Raw genomic sequence first — 20,600 nt, forward strand, 5'->3', positions numbered from 1 at the left:
CATGGCCAGGTTGTTGATCGTGCATCACACGCCATCGCCGTCGGTGCAGGCCATGTTCGAGGCCGTGGTGGCCGGGGCGACGACCGACGAGATCGAGGGTGTCGAGGTCGTGCGCAGGCCCGCGCTCGCGGCCACGGTGTCCGACGCGCTCGAGGCCGACGGCTACCTGCTCGGCACCCCCGCGAACCTCGGCATGATGTCGGGTGCGTTGAAGGTGTTCTTCGACCTCGCCTACTACCCCTGCCTCGACGCGACCCGCGGCCGTCCCTTCGGCCTCTACGTGCACGGCAACAACGACACCACCGGCGCTGTCCGCGGCATCGAGTCGGTCACCACCGGCCTCGGCTGGGAGAAGGCGTCACCCGTGGTGTCGGTGACCGGCGAGCCGGGCAAGGCCGACCTCCAGGCGTGCTGGGAACTCGGCGCCACGGTCGCCGCCGGACTGATGTCGACGTAGCCGGCGATGTCCGCACCGCAGGCTCGCGAACGGCACTAGGCCGTCGCCGCCTGCCGTTCGGTCACCACGGCGCGTTCGCAGTTCTCGTAGTTGGCGATCTTGTGGTTGAGCACGTCGAGGCACGAGTTCAGCTCGGTGATCCGGCTCAGCACCTCGGTCCGCTGCTCCACCAGGATCTGCTTGCGCCGTCCGGCGCTCGCCACCCCCTGGTGCCGCAGCTTCGCGTACTCGCGCATCATCCGGATCGGCATGCCGGTCATGCGCAGTTTGGTCAGGAACTCGAGCCACACCAGGTCGTCGTCGGTGTAGGCGCGGCGGCCGCCCGAGTCCCGGGCGGGTGGTTCGATCAGCTGAATGCGTTCGTAGTAACGGAGAGTGTCGATCGACAACCCACTGCGGTGGGCTGCCTCGGCGATCGCGTAAGTCACGTCCCGACGGTAGAAGCTGGAGTGCACTCCAGGTCAAGTCAGAGGTCGCTCTCCTTCGGGTGCGCCCACGCCTCCAGGCGCTGCGCCATCTCCCGTACGTCGACGTTCCCGCGGCCGACCTCGCGGACCAGGTCAAGCGCCTCGTCCTCGTCCGCGTCGATCCACCAGCCGTTCATGTCACAGATGGTCACGGCCGCGACCCAGCCGAGCCGCCAGTTTCCCTCGACCAGGGGACGCGTGCACACGATCGAGTCGAGCAGCGCTGCCGCCTTGAGCCACAACGTCTCGTACGCCTGCACCCCGAGCACGGTGGCGCGGGGGCGGTGTGCGGCGGCGTCGAGCAGCCCGAGGTCGCGCACGACCAGATCACCACCGGTGACGGCAGCGGCCAGCACGAGCAGGTCACTGGCGTCCAAGTACATGATCACGCAAGGATCATGTCAGAGACCACCGACAGTTCTAGGCCGTTCCGATGCGGTCCAGCAGCCCCTTGTAGCGCGGTAGGACGCGGCTCAGCACCTCGCCGAGCTGCTGTTCCTTCTGCAGGCGTGACCAGCGGTCGGCGAGTGCCAGCCGCAGTATCTCCTGCTTCGACCGCCCTTCGGCTTCGGCCAGCTGGGCGAGGTGGGCGTTCTCCTCGTCCGTGAGCCTCAGAGTCATCGCCATGCTTTCGACGGTACCACCGTGATACCAGGTCGACCTAGACCGCGCCGTACTGCCGGTCACCGGCGTCGCCGAGCCCCGGCACGATGTAACCGGAGTCGTTCAGCCGCTCGTCGATGCTCGCCGTCACCAGCCGGACCGGCAGCTTCGCCTCCGAGAGGTGCTTGATGCCCTCCGGCGCGGCCAGCGCGCACACCGCCGTGACGTCGGTGGCGCCGCGGCCGGTGAGCAGCCGGATCGTGTACTCCATCGAACCGCCGGTCGCGAGCATCGGGTCCAGCACGAACACCGGCCTGCCCGCGAGGTCGGCGGGCAGCGACTCCATGTACGGCGTCGGCTCGAGCGTCTCCTCGTTGCGCGCGAGGCCGACGAAACCCATCTGCGCCTCGGGAATGAGTTTGTGCGCCTGGTCGGCCATGCCGAGCCCGGCCCGCAGCACCGGCACCAGCAGCGGCGGCTTCGCGAGCCAGTACCCCTCGGTGCGGGCGACCGGGGTGTGGATGCGCTCGGTGCGCACCGGCGCCTCCCGCATCGCCTCGTAGATCAGCATGACGGTCAGCTCGTGCAGCGCCGCGCGGAACACGGCGTTGTCGGTGCGGGCGTCCCGCATCACGGTCAACCGCGCCTTCGCCAGCGGGTGATCGACGGTGAGCACATCCATGACGCGACACGTTAGCCGCTCAGACCGACCACACCTCGGCAGTGGCGAGAAAAGCGGACGACGACGGCCGGTGCTCGGTGCCGCCGACCGTCACCTCACCGGGCACTGGTTGCCCGTCGACCGTGATGGCCGCGTCCGCGACCGGCGCCAGCAGCAGTTGCAGCGAGTGCGGGACCCCGTCGAGGGCGAAGCCGTCCGTGGTGAACGTGCGCCGTCCCAGCACGGCCGCCATGGTCACCTCGATGCCCGCGCCCCGCGCGGTCAGCCCGGTGTCCAGGTCCAGCTCGACCGCCACCGGCGCCGCCTCGACCGCGGGCGCGGGCCACGGCAGCCCGGCCACCTCGGGGAAGTGCCGCACGAAGTACTGCGCGAGCCACTCGGCCAGCGCCGGGTCGCTGCCGACGGCACGCACCCGGTTCCCGTGCCACAGGACCAGGGCGTTGCCCGCGCCCCGGACCGACCAGTCCACCGTCCACACGGAAGCGAACGCCGTCACCACGTCACCGTCGGTGAGCCGCACGCCGGGGTTCGCCCCGCTCAGGATCACGGCGGTCATCGGTGCGCCAGTACCGCGAACATGGTCACCGACATGTGGAAGTCGCCGGTCTCCGCGCCCGTGGCGAGGTCGGTGAGGAACCGTTCGCAGTCCTCGGCGCCGATCACGCCGCGGTCGACGGCCATCCTGCCGAGCATCCGCACCAGCTGCCCGGTCGCCGCCTCCGGTGACTGCACCAGCGCCTGCGAGCCGATGTCGTCGACGGTCAGGCCAGCACCCGTGAGGTGACCGGGAAGCCGCCGCGCCGCGAACGGGTTCACCACACCGCACCGCATCGACTCCGTCATCACCCGCACGATCTCCGGGTCACCGGGATGGATGATCGCCGTCGCCCAGTCGGTGTCGGTGATCACCACGCGCCCGCCGGGTCGCAGTACGCGCGCGATCTCCTCGGTCGCCTTCTGCGGGTGGTCGAGGTGCTGGAACACGCGCTCGCAGGTGACCGCGTCGAGCGAGGAGCCGGTGAACGGCAGGGCGTAGGCGTTGCCGTCGACGAACCGTGCGCGGGGCGCGCGCCGCGCCGCTTCCGTGCGCATGCCCGGGTTGGGGTCGACGCCGACGACCTCCCCGTCCGCGCCGACGGTCTCCGCGAGGAGCCGCGCGAGCTCACCGGTGCCGGAGCCGATGTCGAGCACCCGGTTGCCCGAGGACAGGCCGAGTGCCGAGATGGTCCACGCCCGCAGCCGCGGGATCCCGGGCAGCCGGGACTGCTGGTCCAGGGCGGCGATCTGCCTCGCCAGAGCATCGGGGGAGATCTCGTCGGCGTGGAAAAGACCGCGCCGGGCACCGTCGGGCATGTGCGCACGATAACCTCACCCGCGTGAGTGAACCGCCAGCCGTGCCAGACCCGCGGGAGATGCGGGTGTCCAACGACGACCGCGAGCGCGTGGCGCAAGTGCTGCACGACGCCATGGCGGAGGGCCGGCTGACCGTCGGCGAGCTGGAGGAGCGCCTCGACCAGGTCTACGCGGCCAAGGTCTTCCGCGACCTGGAACCGCTCGTGCGCGACCTGCCCGTCGGTGGCCAGGCCCCGCGGTTGCCGGTGCCCGCCACCCCGGCCCCCGCACCGGCGGCGGCCAACCGCGTCGGCGGCCGGGGCACGTCCAGCGCGGCGGTCGCGATCCTGTCCGGCTCCGTGCGCAAGGGCGTGTGGACCGTGCCGCCGACGTTCACGTCGTTCGCGCTGATGGGCGGCGTGGAGATCGACCTGACCGAGGCACGGTTCGAGGACGCGGAGACCACCATCCAGGCGTACGCGATCATGGGCGGCATCGAGATCACCGTGCCGGACGACATCGCGGTACAGGTCAACGGCATCGGCTTCATGGGCGCGTTCGAGAACCGCGTGCAGAACCAGGGCCAGCCACGGCCGGGCACCCCGCTCGTGAAGATCAACGGCCTCGCGCTCATGGGCGGCGTCGAGGTCAGGCGCCGCAAGCGGAACAAGGACCAGCAGCAGATCGAGGAGTGACCCGGCCCGCGCGCCGTGCCCCGAAGGGCGCTCGGCGACCGCCTGGGGCACCTTCACCAGCTGCCTGTTCCCTCAGGGCTTGGCGAAGTCGGGTTGCGTCGGTGCGGGCCCCGCTTGGCGGGGCCGGGCACGTAGCGCCCTGGCTCTGGTGCTGTGAAAGGCGCGTTGACGGCGTGGTAATGCCCTGAAAGGCGCGTTCAGGGCGCTGGGCGCCCTGAATGGCCCATTGACGGCACTCGTTGTGCCGTGATCGCGCCTTGCGCGGCGGGTCGCCCCGCGGGCGCTGTGCGGCCGTAGTGCCATGTCCTGAAAGGCGCTTTCGGGGCACTCAACGTCCCGAAAGCGCCTTTCGGGACATCGGCGAACGCCTCGAATCGCTGCACCAGGCTCCGCGAAGCCAACCTCGCCTGCCTTCGCCGGACTCCGCAAATCCGCGAACCGGCCGGAACGCAACCCCCACCCGATCCCGGGGGCGTCCCGCCGTGCCAGTCTACCGGGGGGCACCGACGGAAACCGGCTCGCGGGTCCTGCCTGTGGACAACTCCCCGACCTGTGGACAACCCGGCTCGACCGGGCGGTCCCGGGCGGGGGTGCCGCCTAGACTCGGGCGCATGGCAGCACCCTCAACGGCGAGCACCGGGTTACCGCCCGCGCTTGCCGACGCGACTCGGGACGAGATGTCCCTGCGGCGGTTCCTCCACGGGCTACCGGGCGTGGACCAGGTCGGCGTCGAGCAGCGGGCGGCGGGCCTCGCCACCCGCAGCATCAAGAAGGCCTCGAAACTGCAGGCCATCGACACCGCGATCGGCATGGTCGACCTGACCACGCTCGAAGGCGCCGACACGGCGGGCAAGGTCCGTTCGCTGTGCGCGAAGGCGCGCCGCCCCGATCCCGAACGGCCGGACGTCCCGAAGGTCGCGGCGGTCTGTGTCTACCCCGACATGGTGGCGACCGCGGCGAAGGCGACCGCGGGCACCGGCATCGACGTGGCCAGTGTCGCCACGGCGTTCCCGTCGGGACGGTCGACGCTCGACATCAAGCTCGCCGACACCCGGTTCGCGGTGGAGAGCGGTGCGACCGAGGTCGACATGGTGATCGACCGGGGCGCGTTCCTCTCGGGACAGTACGGCCGGGTCTTCGACGAGATCGTGGCCGTGAAACAGGCCTGCGGCGCCGCGCACCTCAAGGTCATCCTCGAGACCGGTGAGCTGGTCACCTACGACAACGTGCGCCGCGCCTCCTGGCTGGCGTTGCTCGCGGGCGGCGACTTCATCAAGACCTCCACCGGCAAGGTGAGCCCGGCCGCGACGTTGCCCGTCACCCACGTGATGCTGCAGGCCGTCCGCGACTGGCACACCCAGACCGGCGAGCACCGGGGCGTGAAGTCCGCGGGCGGGATCCGCAACACCAAGGACGCGATCCGCTACCTGGTCGCGGTCAACGAGGTCGCCGGCCCGGAATGGCTCACCCCGGAACTCTTCCGCTTCGGTGCGTCCAGCCTGCTCAACGACCTGCTGATGCAGCGGCGTGCCCAGCTCGACGGCCACTACAGCGGCCCTGACTACGTGACGGTGGACTGACATGTGGGAATACGCGCCCGCTCCCGAGAGCAGGGACATCGCGAACCTCAAGCCCAGCTACCGGATGTTCCTCGACGGCGAGTTCGTCGACGGCGCCGGTGAGCCGCTGAAGACGGTCAACCCGGCCACCGAGGAGGTGCTGGCCGAGGTCGGCACGGCCGACAAGAACGACGTGGACCGCGCCGTCAAGGCCGCCCGCCGCGCCTACGACCGGGTGTGGGGCAGGATGCCGGGCGCCGAACGCGCCAAGTACATCTACCGGATCGCCCGCATGATCGCCGAGCGCGCGCGTGAGCTGGCGGTACTGGAGAGCCTCGACAACGGCAAGCCGATCAGGGAGTCGCGGGACGTCGACGTCCCGACCGCGTCCGCGCACTTCTTCTACCACGCGGGCTGGGCCGACAAGCTCGGCTACGCGGGCCTCGGGCCGGACCCGAAGCCGCTTGGTGTCGCCGGTCAGGTCATCCCGTGGAACTTCCCGCTGCTGATGGCGGCGTGGAAGATCGCACCAGCGCTGGCCTGCGGCAACACCGTCGTGCTCAAGCCGGCCGAGACCACCCCGCTGACCGCGCTGGTGCTCGCCGAGATCATCCAGCAGGCCGAGCTGCCGCCTGGCGTGGTGAACATCCTGCCCGGCGCCGGTGACGTCGGCGCCGAACTGGTCGGGCACGCGGGTGTCGACAAGGTCGCGTTCACCGGTTCCACCGACGTCGGCAAGCTCATCCAGCGCTCGCTCGCGGGCAAGGGCAAGAAGCTCACGCTGGAGCTGGGTGGCAAGGCGGCCAACGTGGTGTTCGACGACGCGCCGCTCGACCAGGCCGTCGAGGGCATCGTCAACGGCATCTTCTTCAACCAGGGGCACGTCTGCTGCGCGGGCTCGCGGCTGCTGGTGCAGGAGTCGATCGCCGACGAGCTGGTCGAGAAGCTGCACGCCCGCGTCTCGACGCTGCGGATCGGTGACCCGCTGGACAAGAACACCGACGTCGGTGCGATCAACTCGCGTGACCAGCTCACGAGGATCACCGAGCTCGTCGAGTCCGGCGAGAGCGAGGGCGCCGAGAAGTGGGTGAGCCCGTGTCCGTTGCCGGACAAGGGTTTCTTCTTCGCGCCGACCGTGTTCTCCGGCGTCAGCCAGGCCATGCGGATCGCCCGCGAGGAGATCTTCGGGCCGGTGCTGTCGGTGCTGACGTTCCGCACCCCGGACGAGGCCGTCGCGAAGGCCAACAACACGCCCTACGGCCTGTCCGCGGGCATCTGGACGGAGAAGGGCTCGCGGATCCTCTGGATGGCGAACCAGCTCCGCGCCGGTGTGGTGTGGGCCAACACGTTCAACCGCTTCGACCCGACCGCGCCGTTCGGCGGCTACCAGGAGTCCGGGTTCGGCCGCGAGGGCGGCCGCACGGGACTGGAGGCATACCTCGATGTCTGACCGTCTCTCCGTAGCGAAGACCTACAAGCTCTACATCGGCGGCGCGTTCCCGCGTTCCGAGTCGGGCCGCTCCTACCCGGTGCGCGACAACAAGGGCGGCTTTCTCGCCAACGCGGCGCAGGGGTCCCGCAAGGACGTCCGCGAGGCGGTCGTGGCCGCGCGCAAGGCGTTCGGCGGCTGGGCGAGGGCCACCGCGTACAACCGCGGCCAGGTGCTGTACCGGGTGGCGGAACTGCTGGAGGGCAGGCGCGAGCAGTTCATCGCGGAAACCGCGGCCAGCGAAGGCGTCGCCACCAAGAAAGCGCAGTCCACTGTGGACGCGGCGATCGACAGGTGGGTGTGGTACGCGGGCTGGACCGACAAGATCGCGACCGTGCTCGGCGCGTCGAACCCGGTGGCAGGGCCGTACTTCTCGTTCTCGGTGCCGGAGCCGACCGGTGTCGTCGGCGTGCTCGCGCCGCAGTCCTCGTCGCTGCTGGGGCTCGTCAGCGTGGTCGCGCCGGTGATCGCCACCGGCAACACCGCGGTCGTGATCACCTCGCAGGAACGGCCGCTGCCCGCGATCACCCTGTCCGAGGTGCTCGCCACCTCGGACGTGCCCGGCGGGGTGGTCAACATCGTCACCGGCCGCACCGCGGAGCTCGCGCCGTGGCTCGCCTCGCACGCCGACGTCAACGCGCTCGACCTCGCGGGCGCACCGGAGGCGATGCGGGCCGAGCTGGAGGGCGCCGCGGCCGAGACGGTCAAGCGGGTGCTGCGGGCCAGGGCCACCGAGCCGGACTGGACCGCGCAACCGGACATCTCCCGGCTGCGCGCGTTCGTCGAGACGAAGACCGTCTGGCATCCGATGGGGGTGTGATTGGCGGATTCACCCGCATGTCGGGGGCTTGTTGACCTACTCTTTCGAGTTGGCGGGAGCCACCGGGGGCTGGTGTGCGTCCGAGCTGTCAGGAGGGGACCAGATGACGAACCACGACGAGCCGCTGCCACCGCCGCCGCCGGGTTACGACGCGGAGGAGGGCGCCTTCGCGGCCTTCGCCAAGGGGTACCGGCCGCTGGCCGACGACCTGAACCGGGCGACGGGCAACGACCTCGGCGCGCACACGTCGCTGGACGGCAACGTGTTCTCGCGGGTCGGCAACGAGGTGGGGCTGGCCGACGCCATCCGCAACGCGACGCAGAGCCAGCTCGACCGCGTGAACGGCCTCGCGGGCAACACCAGCTCCATGGCGGACGCGGTCGGCCGGACGTGGACGAACTACGTCGACATCGAGGACGAGGCAGGCAGGCGGGTGCGGCGGGCGACGGGTGAGATGGCATGAGCCCCACGACCGTCCCGCTCGTCGCCCCGCTCGTCCAGCCCGCCGCCGACGCGCAGCGCCAGCTCGCGACCGACGACGGCGCGATCGAGGGCGTCGGCCAGGCACACGGCAACGTCCAGAACGCGCTGTACACCTACGACTCGGACGCGGGCAGCCAGGTCCAGACCCTGCAGTACGGCTGGACCGGCGGTTCGGCGGACCGGCAGGCCGCGGACGCCCGCACGATGAGCACCACCACCAAGGACATCAGCGAGTACAGCGCGGAGGTCCAGACCGCGGTGCGCGACGCGGCGGGCATCCTCAAGGTCGGCCAGAACACCAACCAGCAGCTCATCGACAACTTCATGGACAAGGCCGCGGAGCTGCTGTCGGCCGCGTCCGCGCTGCGCGCGGCCGGTGACCACGCGGGCGCGCAGGCCAAGATCTCCGAGCTGATCCGGCTCGGGGCCCAGGTGAGCGGCGAGAGCAGCACGAACCTCGAAGCCGTCATGACGCAGCTGACCGGCGTCGTGGCCCGCCTCGACGGCGGCGGCGCCACCACCCCCGCCGGCGCGGAGAGCAACAACCCGCCCGCCGCCTACAACAGCAATGGCGGCGGCGGCGGTGGTGGCGGCGGAGACAGCGGTGGCGGTGGCGGGGGCGGTGGTGGCGTCGTCACCAAGAAACGCCTCCCGGTCGCGATCCCGCCACAGCCCGGCACGGGCGTCGCGGTGAACCTGCCGGACGGCAGCACGGTCATGGCCCCGAACGAGACGGCGGCGAAGGCCGTCCGCGCCGCACTGGGCCAGCTGGGCGTGCCGTACGTGTGGGGCGGCACCGCACCCGGCGTCGGCCTCGACTGCAGCGGCCTGACCCAGTACGCGTACGGCGAGGCGGGCCTGGACATCCCGCGTACCTCCCGCGAACAGGACATCGGCGCGGAGGTCCCGTCCGCGGACCAGCTGCTGCCCGGCGACCTGGTCTGCTGGGAAGGCCACGTGGCGATGTACATCGGCAACGGACAGATCGTCGAGGCCGGTGACCCGGTCCAGGTCGGCCCGCTGCGCACCACCAACTCGGGCATGCCGTTCGTGGGCTTCTACCGTCCCACCGGATGACAGAACTCGCGTTCTTCGTGGACCTGGCGGTCACCGGCACCGTGCTGGGGCTCGACCACACGAGCACCATGGCCGAGGTCGAGGCGGTGTTCGAGCTGACCCACGCGTCGGCGTACCCGAACTCGCTGGTCACCGACGCGGGGCTGGTGGAGTTCGGCTGGCAGCGGTGGCACGGCGGGGACACCTGGACCGCCACCTACTTCGGTGCCCAGGCCCACCGGCTCGGCCTCCTCGCGGACAAGGAACAGGTGGAGTCGCCGCTGGTGGCGCGGTACGGCGATTTCCCGGCCCGCGTGCACGTCGAGGACCTGCTGGCCGCGACCACCGCCGTCGGTCACCCGCTGCGGCAGGTGCCCGACCCCGACGAGAACCGCGTCGCCTACTGGTCCCCGGTTTCGGACCTGCACGTGCTGGCCGTCGCCCCGGACAGAGCCGGGGAGCCGGACCCGCCCGGCACCGTGCTCAAGATGCTGGGTCCGCAGCCGTGGTGGCCGTGGCACCGGAACATGGGCAGGGAACTGGAGTTCGCCGGGTACGCACGACAGCTGCTGGCGACCGGGCGGTCGGCGTGGCTGGACGCGCACGACCCGGTCGACGAGCCGCCCGAGGTGCGCAGGGACTGGTGGGGCTGCCTCACCAACATGGTGCAGCGGAAGGCCAAGGTGCACGAGCCGGTGGTCGCGCTGCACCGGGAGGCCGCCGAACGCGCCGTGTGCACGGTCGCGGAGGCCGCCCTCGCCGAGATCGCCGTACTGGTCCGCGCACACGGCAAGGGCGTCCCCGCCGGTTCGACCGACGAGGCCACCACCCGCTGGCTCGCGCACGTCCCGCCCGGCGGTGACCTGCGGTCGGACCGCGTGCTGCGCAACCAGATCCACGCGGTGGGCCAGGGCCTCACGCATCTCACCGACCCGGCTCTCGCCGACGCGATGCGGCCGTGGCTGGACCTGCGCCCGGCACTGCTCGCGGACGGGCGCGCACCCCGAGTTCCGGCACATTAGCGCGCTTGTCGGACCTTTCGGGCACACTTGTGCGGTACCGGGGATCAGGAGGGGTCGTGGAGATCGACATCGACCACGAGTTGGCGGCGGTGGACCGCAACGTGGCGCAGGCTGGCGAGCGGGCGCAGGAGCAGGTCGCGCGGGTCGGTCGCGTGACGGGCAAGGCCAGTTCGCCCGATGGCGGCATCGAGGTCGAGGTTGCGCCCGGCGGGCTGCTGACCGGGCTGCGGCTCTCGCCCGGCGCCGTGTCGGGGGACATGGAGACGTTGGCCCGCAACATCACCTCGCTCGCCGACCGGGCGACCCGGCGCGCGGGCAGCAACATGTACAAGACGCTGGCGCCGGTGCTGGGCGAACGGGGCGAGAAGCACCTCGAGTCGCTGGGGTACGTGCCGGTGGACGACGACGAGGACGCCGCCGAGGTCGACTTCTCCGACCCGCTCAAGCACCGCGGGAGCAGGCGGTGATCGAACGCGAGCCGCTCGACCGCAGCACGCGGCAGATGATCGAGGACGGGCGGGCCAGACAGGAAGCCCTGTCCAAAGTGGACGAGGTGCTGGCGACGGTCACCGGCACCGCGCACGACCGCAACGGCACCGTCGAGGTGACCGTCGACGGGCGGGGCAGGCTCGTGCGCCTCCGGCTGGCGCAGGAGGCCGCGCGCTACGGGCCCGACGGGCTCGCGCGGCTGATCGTGAAGGTCGCCGCGGTCGCCATGGACGACGCGACGCAGTCCGGCTACAACAAGGTCGCGCTGCTGCTCGGCGACAACCTGACCTACGCGCTGGAGCAGCTGTCCGGCCGGGCGGCCCCCGCGCGGCGGCCGGGTGACGAGGGCATCACGGCCGAGGAGTTCCAGTCCCGACGCGAGAAACGGGTCGGGGCGAAAGGCCCGGATTCATCCGATGAACTCGACTCCTTCGACCCGTCATCGCTACGGTCCGACCGGTGATCCACCCAGTTTCCCCGACCACGTAGGCTTCCCGTCGTTCTGAGTGCCCCACGGATTGCCTGACCTGGAGGTCCAGCAATGTCCCAGGACATCGTCTCGATCGAGCTCGGCCTGCCCCAGGGCGATGTCGTCACACTGTGGGCGCCGCGCTGGCGGGAGGACGGCGAGGAGTGGGAGGCCTTCCTCGGCCACGAGGAGGACCTGTACGCGTTCCCGGACGCCGCCCACCTCGCCGCGTTCGTCCGCACCGTCGACGAGCACGACCTCGCCGACCACCCGGCGTGGGACGTCGTGCCCGAGCTGTCGGTGCCGGAGCTGCTGCCGGACGAGGCACACACCTATGACCTCGTCGGTGTGCCCGAGCTGGCCGCGGAGGAGCCGGACACGTGGACGATCGGCGAGCTCGCCGACATCATCTCGATCGTCCGGTCGCTCGCCGACGTGTGCGAGCTGGACGACGTGCACGCGGTGCTGAACTCGGCCGCCGGGTTCGCCGTGCTGGAACAGGGCACGTTCCCGTTCACCGGCCGTGAGGGCGAGAAGCTCTGGACCGACCTCGCCGAGACCATCTCGGAGCGGTGGGACGAGGTGCTGGACGCGATCGACGAGGTCGTCGTGGTCCCGGACGTCGACAAGGCGACGCTGGACGAGACCACCGACGAGCTGGCGGCCTTCCAGGCCGAGTCGGCGGAGGCGGAGAGCGCGCTGGACGCCGAGGACGCCGACGACGTCGAGGAAGAGTCCAAAAAGGACGACGCGGAGGACGTGGCCGAGGACGCCGACGAGGACGAGGACGCCGCCGACGAGGACGTCGAACCGGAGCCGGCCGGGTTCTGGGCCGAGGTGGGCATCGACCCCATCAAGATCATCACGGCGGAGGCGGAGTACTACACGCTGCGCTGCTACCTCGACGACGAGCCGATCTTCCTCGGCGCCAAGGGCAAGATCTCGGTCACCAAGTCGCCGCGCGCGCTGGCCAAGCACATCGCCCAGTCCGTGAACGAGGACAACGACCTCGCCGAGGTCTCCACGTGGGACGACGTCGCGACCAGGGCGACCGACGGCAGCCTCGAGATCGACGTCGAGACCGACAACACCTACGTGGTGAACGGCCTCGCCGAGGACATCGAGGAGGGCCCGGACGCGGTCGACCCGGTCCAGCTCGACCTCGCCGTCGAACTGCTGAACGACGCGGCGGACTGGGCGGGCGACAAGAGCGTGTCCGAGGCGCTGGCCCAGTCGGAGAGCCTCGGCTGGCTGGTCTCGTTCGTGCTGCGGCCCGACCCGACGCGGCTTGCGCCGAGCCCGCCGTTCGACGCGGAGGTCGAGGCCTGGCGCAAGCTGGTGAGCGACTTCGAGGAGCGCCTCGACATCAAGTAGGCAGACACGAAAGGGACCCCGTCACCCGACGGGGCCCCTTTGTCGTGTCAGCTCGTCAGCGCGGCGTAACCCGGCTTGATGATGGTGTTGATGATCGCGAGCCGCTCGTCGAACCCGATGAACGCGGACTTCATCGCGTTGATCGTGAACCACTGCAGGTCGGCCCAGCCGTAGCCGAACTGGTCCACGAGCGTGGCCATCTCCGAGGACATCGAGCAGCCCGACATGAGCCGGTTGTCGGTGTTGACGGTCACCCGGAAGCGCAGTTTCGTGAGCAACCCGATCGGGTGCTCCGCGATCGACGGTGCCGCACCGGTCTGCACGTTGGACGACGGGCACATCTCCAGCGGGATGCGGCGGTCGCGGACGTAGCTCGCGAGCCTGCCCAGGTGCACGGTGCCGTCGTCGTCGACCTTGATGTCGTCCACGATCCGCACGCCGTGCCCGAGCCGCTCCGCACCGCAGTGCTGGAGGGCCTCCCAGATCGACGGCAGGCCGAACGCCTCGCCCGCGTGGATCGTGAAGTGCGCGTTCTGCTGCCGCAGGTACTCGAACGCGTCCAGGTTGCGCGTGGGCGGGAACCCGGCCTCCGGGCCCGCGATGTCGAAGCCGACCACGCCCGTGTCGCGGTGGCGCACGGCGAGCTCGGCGATCTCCAGCGAGCGCGCGTTCTGCCGCATGGCGCACAGGAGCGTGCCGATCCGGATCCGGCGGCCCGACTCCAGCGCACGAGCGGTGCCGACGCGGAAGCCTTCCTGCACTGCTTCCACGATCGTGTCGAGACTGAGCCCGTTCTCACAGAACAACTCCGGCGCGTAACGCACCTCGGCGTAGACGACACCGTCCGCCGCGAGGTCCTCCGCGCACTCGGCTGCCACCCGGACGAGTGCGTCGGTCGACTGCATGACCCCGCACGTGTGCGCGAACGTCTCGAGGTAGCGCACGAGCGAACCCGAGTCGGCGGCCTCGGAGAACCAGCGGCCGAGTTCGCCGACGTCGCTGGTGGGGAGCTCGCGGTAGCCGTTCGCCTCCGCCAGCTCGATCACCGTGGCGGGCCGGAGGCCACCGTCCAGGTGATCATGAAGGAGAACTTTTGGCGCGGACCTGATGGCCTCCGGGGTCACCGGAACGGGGTTCATGCTCGACATGGTGCAACGGTACTCGGCGGGTGGTGTCATTCGATCGGGTAACCAAAGCACCACGTAAGGTCATGCCCGGCCGTGGCATTCGCGCCGTGGCCATAGTCCGATCGGCCCAACAGTCACGTTTTGGGCCTGCTACGAACTAACGGGTGGTGTATGGACGCGTTCTGGGAGTGGCTAGGCTCGCAGAAGTCGGCCCTGCCCCTCCCCACGACGAAGGTCACCTCCGTGAACGAGAACAACAACTCGACGGTGTCGTTCGACCGGATGCGCAACATGTTGGTGCGCGCGGCCGAGATCCGTGAGAGCGAACAGCAGCAGATCTTCGACACGCTGGACGAGATCCACGCCAGGCTGTCACCCCTGGAGTCCATCGGGGCGGTCCGCAAGCGGCTGTCCGAACTGCCGGACCGCACCGAGGTCACCGCACTCGCGTCGCGCGTCGAGGACGCGATGGCCAAGCTCGAGGCGCAGGACACCGCGCTGGCCGCGCTGACCCGTGCCGTCGAGGGCATCGTGGACAAGCTGGCCACGCCGTTCGCGCAGCTGGACGGCAGGCTCGACGGCATGGCCGGCCGGTTCGAGGGTGTCGCGGGCCGGATGGACGGGCTCGAGGACAAGCTCGCGAGCATCCACCGCCGCATCGACGAGCTCGACGCGCACGTCGACAAGCACCTCGACAAGCAGGACGCGAAGCTCGACGCACTGCCGGGCAACGTGACCGGCCCGGTGCGCGAGCGCATCGACGCGGCGGAGAGCACGCTGCGCGAGCGGGTCGAGGGCGTCGAGAACACCGTGCGCGGCCGCATCGACGAGGTCGACGCCGCGGTCCGCGGCCAGCTCGACGCGACCCGCGACAGCGTCCACCAGACGGTCGCCGACGCTTCGGAGACCGTGCAGGGCAAGGTGGCCGAGGCGGCGGAGGGCCTGCACGCGAACGTGGACCAGAAGTCCACGTCGCTGTCGATGAAGGTCGAGGCGACCCGCAAGGCGCTGCAGGACTCGATCGACGAGACGAAGACGACGGTCGACGGCACCGAGCGGCTCGAGGAGCTCGCGGTGCGCCTTGAGCAGGTCACCGGCCGCCTGGACGGCATGACCAGCAGGCTCGACGCGGTCGAGGACGGCTTCACCGACAAGATCGCCGAGATGGGCAAGACGCTGTCCGCGAGCCTCGCGAAGGTCGAGGGCACCGTCACCAAGCAGCCGGACACCGAGTCGGTGGTGTCGCTGGTGCAGAAGAGCAACGAGGAGTCGGAGCGCCGCATCGGCGGCCACCTGGACGAGGCCATGGCCACGTTCGCGGAGTTGATGATGGGCGGCGGCGGGCAGCCGCCGCGCCCGCCCGCCACGCTGCCGCGCCAGACCGCGCGCCGCCGCAACGGCAAGGTGCAGAAGAACACCCCGAGGAACGACGACCACGACGAGGCCGACGTCCCGAGCTGAGCCTGGTCCGCAAGGCCCCCATCGCAACGCGGTGGGGGCCTTGCTTTGTCTCGTCTGGACCGGAAGGCACTCATCGGTCCTGGCCGGGCGCCGCAGCCGGTGAATGCCGGATCGGTGTCGTCGCCGGAACCGACCAGCACAAGGCACTCGCGGTCACGAACGGGGAACTCGCGAGTCTTGAACCGGGGACTCGCGAGTCTTGAACGGGGGACTCGCGAGTTCTGAACGGGGGACTCGCGAGTCCTGAACCGGGGACTCGCGGGTTTTGGTGGGGTTTGGTGGGGGGTGGGTCAGGCTGGTTCTGGTTCTTTTAGTTCTGGGCGGGCTTCCGGGGCTGTCGCGCGGATGGCGTCCGCGGCCTGGTCGTCGGGTTGGGTCTGGCTGTCGCGTTCCGCTGCCACCCGGGCCTGGTAGATCTCGACCTCGCGGTTCGTGGTCTCCTCCGACCAGCCCAGTACGTCCGCCATCAGTTCCGCCACCTGCCGTGCGCAGTCGACGCCGCGGTGCGGGTACTCGATCGAGATGCGGGTCCGGCGGGCCAGGGTGTCCTCGATGTGCAGCGCGCCCTCGTGCGAGGCCGCGTACACGACCTCCACCTGCAGGTAGTCCGGTGCCGCGCTCAGTGGCTTCAGCAGCTCGGGGCGGCCCTCCGCCAGCGCGAGCACCTCGTGCACCAGCGACCCGTACCGGTCGAGCAGGTGCCGCACCCGGTACGGGTGCAGACCGTGCCGCGCACCCAGCTGGTCGACCTGGTTCACCAGCGCGTGGTACCCGTCGGCGCCCAGCAGCGGCACCTTGTCGGTGATCGACGGCTGGAGCCTGCCCGGCAGGTCGGCCGACGCCGCGTCCACCGCGTCCGCCGCCATCACCCGGTAGGTGGTGTACTTGCCGCCCGCGATCGCGACCAGGCCCGGCGCCACCCTGGCCACCGCGTGCTCACGGGACAGCTTCGACGTCTCCTCGCTCTCCCCGGCCAGCAGCGGCCGCAGGCCCGCGTACACGCCCTCGATGTCCTCGTGCCTCAGCGGCGTCGCGAGCACCGAGTTCACGTGCTCGAGGATGTAGTCGATGTCGTGCTTCGTCGCCGCCGGATGGGCGAGGTCGAGGTTCCAGTCCGTGTCGGTCGTTCCCACGATCCAGTGATTTCTCCACGGAATGACGAACAGCACCGACTTCTCGGTCCGCAGGATCAGGCCGGACTCGGCCACGATCCGGTCGCGGGGCACGACGATGTGCACGCCCTTGGACGAACGCACCCGGAACCGGCCACGCGAGCCGGAGAGCCGCTGCAGCTCGTCGGTCCACACACCCGTGCAGTTGATCACCGCGTTGGCCTGCACCTCCTGGGTGCGGCTGTTCTCGACGTCGTGGATCCGCACGCCGGACACCCGGTCCGCTTCCCGGATGAAGCCCGTGACCTGCGTGGAGGTCCGGATCACCGCGCCGTAGTGCGCCGCGGTCCGCGCGACGGTCATGGTGTGCCGCGCGTCGTCGGCCTGCGCGTCGAAGTACCGGATGCCGCCGATCAGCGCCGACCGCTTCAGCGCGGGCACCAGCCGCAGCGCACCGGCCCGGCTCAGGTGCTTCTGACCGGGCACGGACCGCGCGCCGCCCATCCTGTCGTACATGAACAACCCAGCCGCGGTGTACGGGCGCTCCCACACCCGATGTGTCAGCGGGTACAGGAAACTCACCGGCTTCACCAGATGGGGTGCCAACCGGGTGAGCATCAGCTCGCGTTCACGCAGCGCCTCCCGCACGAGGCCGAACTCGAGCTGCTCCAGGTACCTCAGCCCGCCGTGGAAAAGCTTCGACGACCTGCTCGACGTGCCGGACGCGAGGTCCCGCGCCTCGACCAGCGCGACGCGCAGCCCGCGCGTCGCCGCGTCCAGCGCCGTCCCGGCCCCGACCACGCCGCCACCGATCACGACCAGGTCGAACGTCTCGGAACCCAGTCGCCGCCAGGTCTCCTCACGCTCAGCTGTCCCCAGCTGACCGCCCGTGGTATCCGCTGTCACGGCGCCTCCTCGTCCTATACGTTCCGGACGAGAACCACGCTACCGGCCTAACGGGTCTCCCGATATCTGGACAAGTTGACCTTGTGCGCCGTAGCGTCGGGCTCGCTCAGGGTAGGCACCGGCGCCCCACCCTTCAGGCCGACGGACGCCTACCACTTCGGCACGAAGGAGTGGTCGTGGATCTGAACTTCGGCGAGATATTCCTCTGGGAGATGCTGGGCACCGCCGCGCTGATCTTGCTCGGTGTCGGTGTCGTGGCCAACGTCGTTCTCAAACAGACACTGGGTTCCGGCGGCGGTTGGCTCCTGATCAACTTCGGCTGGGGTTTCGCGGTGTTCGTCGGCGCGAGCATCGCCAACCCCAGTGGAGCGCACATCAACCCGGCGGTGACGCTCGGTCTCGCCGCGGCCGACAAGGCCGAGTGGGCGGACGTGCCCGCCTATCTGCTCGGCCAGCTCGTCGGCGCGTTCATCGGCGCGGTGCTGGCGTGGCTGACCTACAAGCTGCAGTTCGACACCCACGACGAGCCCGCGAACACGCGCGGCATCTTCGCCACCGGGCCGACCGTCCCGAACTACGCGTGGAACACGGTCACCGAGGTCATCGCGACCTTCGCGCTGGTGTTCTGGATCCTCCTGAGCCCGGCCGCCGGGCCCGGCGACGACGGGGTGCCGACGTTCGGCAACTCGGCGCTTGGTTACGCGGCGGTCGCCTTCGTGGTCGTCGGCATCGGTGGTTCACTCGGTGGGCCGACGGGATACGCCATCAACCCGGCGCGTGACCTCGGTCCGCGCATCGCCTACGCCCTGCTGCCGATCAAGGGCAAGGGCAGTCCGGACTGGAACTACTCCTGGGTGCCGATCGTCGGCCCGGTCGTCGGTGGCGTGCTGGCCGGGCTCGTGTACCTGCTCCTGCCCGCCGCGTCCTGAACGAGGAAGGTATCAACATGACGAGCTATGTGGCCGCGATCGACCAGGGCACCACGTCCACCCGCTGCATGATCTTCAGCCATGCGGGTGAAGTCGTGGCGGTCGACCAGATGGAGCACGAGCAGATCTTCCCCAAGGCGGGCTGGGTCGAGCACGACCCGGAGGAGATCTGGCGCAACACCCGTGAGGTGGCCGCCGGCGCGCTGGCGAAGGCGGACCTGTCCGCGTCGGACGTCGTCGCCGTCGGCATCACCAACCAGCGCGAGACCGCGGTCGTGTGGGACAGGTCCACCGGCAAGCCGGTGTACAACGCGATCGTCTGGCAGGACACGCGGACCGACCGGATCTGCGCGGAGCTCGAGGCGCTCGGCGGCGGGCAGGACCGGTACAAGGACAAGACGGGGCTGCCGCTCGCGACGTACTTCTCCGGTCCCAAGATCCGCTGGATCCTCGACAACGTCGAGGGCGCGCGGGAACGGGCCGAGGCCGGAGAGCTGCTGTTCGGCAACATGGACACCTGGGTCCTGTGGAACATGACCGGTGGCCCGCAGGGAGGCGTGCACGTCACCGACCCGACGAACGCGTCCCGCACGCTGCTGATGGATCTGTCCACCCTGGAATGGGACGAGTCGATCGCCGCGGACATGAAGGTCCCGCTCTCGATGCTGCCGACGATCAAGTCCTCGTCGGAGGAGTACGGCAGGGTCCGCGAGCGCGGTGCGCTGGCGGGCGTGCCGATCGCGGGTATCCTCGGTGACCAGCAGGCCGCGACGTTCGGGCAGGCGTGCCTGTCACCCGGCGAGGCCAAGAACACCTACGGCACCGGCAACTTCGTGCTGCTGAACACCGGCACGGAGAAGGTGATGTCGCAGAACGGCCTGCTCACCACGGTCTGCTACAAGATCGGCTCGAACGACCCGGTGTACGCGCTGGAGGGTTCGATCGCGGTGACCGGGTCGCTCGTGCAGTGGCTGCGCGACAACCTGGGCATGATCGCGTCCGCGCCGGAGATCGAGGGCATGGCGGCCGCGGTCGACGACAACGGCGGCTGCTACTTCGTGCCCGCGTTCTCGGGACTGTTCGCGCCGTACTGGCGGTCCGACGCGCGCGGCGCGATCGTCGGCCTCACGCGGTACGTGAACAAGGGCCACCTGGCGCGGGCGGTGCTGGAGGCGACCGCGTTCCAGTCGCGCGAGGTGATCGACGCGATGAACGCGGACTCCGGGGTGCCGCTGAAGTCGCTGAAGGTCGACGGCGGCATGGTGGTCAACGAGCTGCTGATGCAGTTCCAGGCCGACATCCTGGGCGTGCCGGTGATCCGGCCCGTCGTCGCGGAGACCACGGCGCTCGGCGCGGCGTACGCGGCCGGTCTCGCCGTCGGGTTCTGGGCGGGTGAGGACGACATCCGCAACAACTGGGCCAAGGACAAGGAGTGGACCCCGTCGATGGACGACGCCGCCCGCGAGAAGACCTTCGGCCTGTGGAAGAAGGCCGTGACGAGGACCTTCGACTGGGTGGAGGCGGACGACTGACGCCCGGCTGGCTGCCCTGAAAGACGCTTCCGGGACGCTGAGTGTCCCGGAAGCGTCGTTCAGGGCATGGCGTCAGGGGCCGATGCCCGTGCACGGTCTGGTGCGCAGGTCGGACACGTAGTCCGCGGGCGCGCCCGCGGACTCGGCCGCGTCGGACACCACGCCGAGATAGCGCGCCGAGGGCAGTCCCCCCTCGTAGGCGTCCAGGACGTACAACCAGGCGAGCACCGAACCCTCGAGTGTCTGGACCCTCAGCCGGATCTTCGAGTGCAGGCCCAGCTCGGAGCCCTCCCAGCGGTCGAGACGCGTCTCGTCCTCCTGGGTCACGTCGTAGAGCACCACGAACACCTGCGACTTCGGGTCCTCGACGATCGTGGCGAGCGCACCCTCCCAGCCGAGGTCCTCACCGCCGAAGGTCAGGCGCCAACCTACGAGCCAGCCGGTACCCGCCATCGGGGAATGCGGGGCTCGCTCCATCATCTGGGCGGGATCCATGTTGGACCCGTACGCGGCGTAGAGCGGCACGACGACAGCGT

23 protein-coding genes are annotated in these 20,600 nt (G+C 70.2%); 14 read left to right on the forward strand and 9 right to left on the reverse strand.

All coding sequences use genetic code 11. From position 1 onward, the window contains the following. The first annotated feature begins 1 nt into the window (after position 1). Positions 2-457, forward strand: coding sequence for a flavodoxin family protein (locus ACFPCV_RS07975; RefSeq protein ID WP_378055394.1), 456 nt, complete (start codon positions 2-4; stop codon positions 455-457). Positions 458-492: 35 nt separating this feature from the next. Here ACFPCV_RS07975 and ACFPCV_RS07980 read toward each other — a convergent pair whose 3' ends face one another. From ACFPCV_RS07980 to ACFPCV_RS08005, 6 genes are read right to left on the reverse strand one after another with little or no spacing between them, the layout of a single operon-like run. Beyond that, positions 493-885: a MerR family transcriptional regulator gene (locus ACFPCV_RS07980; protein WP_378055395.1), complete on the reverse strand. Its 393-nt coding sequence runs from the start codon at positions 883-885 to the stop codon at positions 493-495. A 38-nt stretch (positions 886-923) separates the two neighbouring features. Then, positions 924-1,307: a type II toxin-antitoxin system death-on-curing family toxin gene (locus tag ACFPCV_RS07985; RefSeq protein ID WP_417281553.1), complete on the reverse strand. Its 384-nt coding sequence runs from the start codon at positions 1,305-1,307 to the stop codon at positions 924-926. Between the two features lie 37 nt (positions 1,308-1,344). Then, complete coding sequence (locus ACFPCV_RS07990) at positions 1,345-1,551, reverse strand: ribbon-helix-helix protein, CopG family (RefSeq protein WP_378055397.1); 207 nt, start codon at positions 1,549-1,551, stop codon at positions 1,345-1,347. A gap of 34 nt (positions 1,552-1,585) precedes the next feature. Beyond that, positions 1,586-2,209, reverse strand: coding sequence for a uracil phosphoribosyltransferase (gene upp / locus ACFPCV_RS07995; protein WP_378055398.1), 624 nt, complete (start codon positions 2,207-2,209; stop codon positions 1,586-1,588). Between the two features lie 19 nt (positions 2,210-2,228). Continuing rightward, a complete protein-coding gene (locus tag ACFPCV_RS08000; protein ID WP_378055399.1) occupies positions 2,229-2,765 on the reverse strand; it encodes a hypothetical protein in 537 nt (178 codons plus the stop codon). Then, positions 2,762-3,562, reverse strand: a complete 801-nt coding sequence (locus ACFPCV_RS08005; RefSeq protein ID WP_378055400.1) for a methyltransferase domain-containing protein — start codon at positions 3,560-3,562, stop codon at positions 2,762-2,764. Before ACFPCV_RS08005 ends, ACFPCV_RS08000 begins: the two co-directional genes overlap by 4 nt. Positions 3,563-3,585: 23 nt before the next feature. On the opposite strand from ACFPCV_RS08005, the gene ACFPCV_RS08010 reads away from it, so the two are divergent. From ACFPCV_RS08010 to ACFPCV_RS08055, 10 genes are all read left to right on the forward strand, one after another. Continuing rightward, on the forward strand, positions 3,586-4,236 hold the full coding sequence (locus ACFPCV_RS08010; RefSeq protein WP_378055401.1) for a DUF1707 SHOCT-like domain-containing protein: 651 nt from the start codon (positions 3,586-3,588) through the stop codon (positions 4,234-4,236). A gap of 611 nt (positions 4,237-4,847) precedes the next feature. Beyond that, on the forward strand, positions 4,848-5,816 hold the full coding sequence (gene deoC, locus ACFPCV_RS08015) for a deoxyribose-phosphate aldolase (protein WP_378055402.1): 969 nt from the start codon (positions 4,848-4,850) through the stop codon (positions 5,814-5,816). Between the two features lies 1 nt (position 5,817). Continuing rightward, positions 5,818-7,245, forward strand: coding sequence for an aldehyde dehydrogenase family protein (locus ACFPCV_RS08020; protein WP_378055403.1), 1,428 nt, complete (start codon positions 5,818-5,820; stop codon positions 7,243-7,245). Then, positions 7,238-8,104: an aldehyde dehydrogenase family protein gene (locus ACFPCV_RS08025; RefSeq protein ID WP_378055404.1), complete on the forward strand. Its 867-nt coding sequence runs from the start codon at positions 7,238-7,240 to the stop codon at positions 8,102-8,104. The genes ACFPCV_RS08020 and ACFPCV_RS08025 overlap by 8 nt, the downstream gene beginning before the upstream one ends. Before the next feature lie 103 nt (positions 8,105-8,207). Next, positions 8,208-8,567, forward strand: a complete 360-nt coding sequence (locus ACFPCV_RS08030) for a hypothetical protein (protein WP_378055405.1) — start codon at positions 8,208-8,210, stop codon at positions 8,565-8,567. Further along, entirely contained in the window at positions 8,564-9,664 is a 1,101-nt protein-coding gene (locus ACFPCV_RS08035; protein WP_378055406.1) for a C40 family peptidase, read from the forward strand. The genes ACFPCV_RS08030 and ACFPCV_RS08035 overlap by 4 nt, the downstream gene beginning before the upstream one ends. Then, a complete protein-coding gene (locus ACFPCV_RS08040; RefSeq protein ID WP_378055407.1) occupies positions 9,661-10,665 on the forward strand; it encodes a hypothetical protein in 1,005 nt (334 codons plus the stop codon). Before ACFPCV_RS08035 ends, ACFPCV_RS08040 begins: the two co-directional genes overlap by 4 nt. Positions 10,666-10,721: 56 nt before the next feature. Further along, positions 10,722-11,132: a YbaB/EbfC family nucleoid-associated protein gene (locus ACFPCV_RS08045; protein ID WP_378055408.1), complete on the forward strand. Its 411-nt coding sequence runs from the start codon at positions 10,722-10,724 to the stop codon at positions 11,130-11,132. Beyond that, positions 11,129-11,617 (forward strand): YbaB/EbfC family nucleoid-associated protein, encoded by a 489-nt coding sequence (locus tag ACFPCV_RS08050; protein ID WP_378055409.1) that lies wholly within the window; start codon positions 11,129-11,131, stop codon positions 11,615-11,617. The genes ACFPCV_RS08045 and ACFPCV_RS08050 overlap by 4 nt, the downstream gene beginning before the upstream one ends. A gap of 78 nt (positions 11,618-11,695) precedes the next feature. Next, entirely contained in the window at positions 11,696-12,997 is a 1,302-nt protein-coding gene (locus ACFPCV_RS08055) for a primosomal protein (protein ID WP_378055410.1), read from the forward strand. A gap of 47 nt (positions 12,998-13,044) precedes the next feature. Here ACFPCV_RS08055 and ACFPCV_RS08060 read toward each other — a convergent pair whose 3' ends face one another. Continuing rightward, a complete protein-coding gene (locus ACFPCV_RS08060; RefSeq protein WP_378055411.1) occupies positions 13,045-14,145 on the reverse strand; it encodes an adenosine deaminase in 1,101 nt (366 codons plus the stop codon). A gap of 261 nt (positions 14,146-14,406) precedes the next feature. Here ACFPCV_RS08060 and ACFPCV_RS08065 point away from each other — a divergent pair, with 261 nt between their 5' ends. Further along, the gene (locus tag ACFPCV_RS08065; protein ID WP_378055734.1) at positions 14,407-15,585 is read left to right on the forward strand and encodes a hypothetical protein; all 1,179 of its coding nucleotides are present in this window, start codon (positions 14,407-14,409) and stop codon (positions 15,583-15,585) included. A 290-nt stretch (positions 15,586-15,875) separates the two neighbouring features. Here ACFPCV_RS08065 and ACFPCV_RS08070 read toward each other — a convergent pair whose 3' ends face one another. Next, entirely contained in the window at positions 15,876-17,603 is a 1,728-nt protein-coding gene (locus ACFPCV_RS08070) for a glycerol-3-phosphate dehydrogenase/oxidase (protein ID WP_378055412.1), read from the reverse strand. Positions 17,604-17,785: 182 nt separating this feature from the next. Here ACFPCV_RS08070 and ACFPCV_RS08075 point away from each other — a divergent pair, with 182 nt between their 5' ends. Next, a complete protein-coding gene (locus ACFPCV_RS08075) occupies positions 17,786-18,532 on the forward strand; it encodes an MIP/aquaporin family protein (RefSeq protein WP_378055735.1) in 747 nt (248 codons plus the stop codon). 17 nt (positions 18,533-18,549) lie between these two features. Beyond that, positions 18,550-20,064 carry a glycerol kinase GlpK gene (gene glpK / locus ACFPCV_RS08080; protein WP_378055413.1) on the forward strand — a complete coding sequence of 505 codons (1,515 nt, stop codon included), beginning with the start codon at positions 18,550-18,552 and terminating at the stop codon, positions 20,062-20,064. Between the two features lie 72 nt (positions 20,065-20,136). Here glpK and ACFPCV_RS08085 read toward each other — a convergent pair whose 3' ends face one another. Beyond that, positions 20,137-20,589, reverse strand: a complete 453-nt coding sequence (locus tag ACFPCV_RS08085; protein WP_378055414.1) for a gamma-glutamylcyclotransferase family protein — start codon at positions 20,587-20,589, stop codon at positions 20,137-20,139. Positions 20,590-20,600 lie beyond the last annotated feature (11 nt).

It is taken from the genome of Actinophytocola glycyrrhizae (assembly GCF_042653545.1).
Lineage (GTDB): Bacteria > Actinomycetota > Actinomycetes > Mycobacteriales > Pseudonocardiaceae > Actinophytocola > Actinophytocola glycyrrhizae.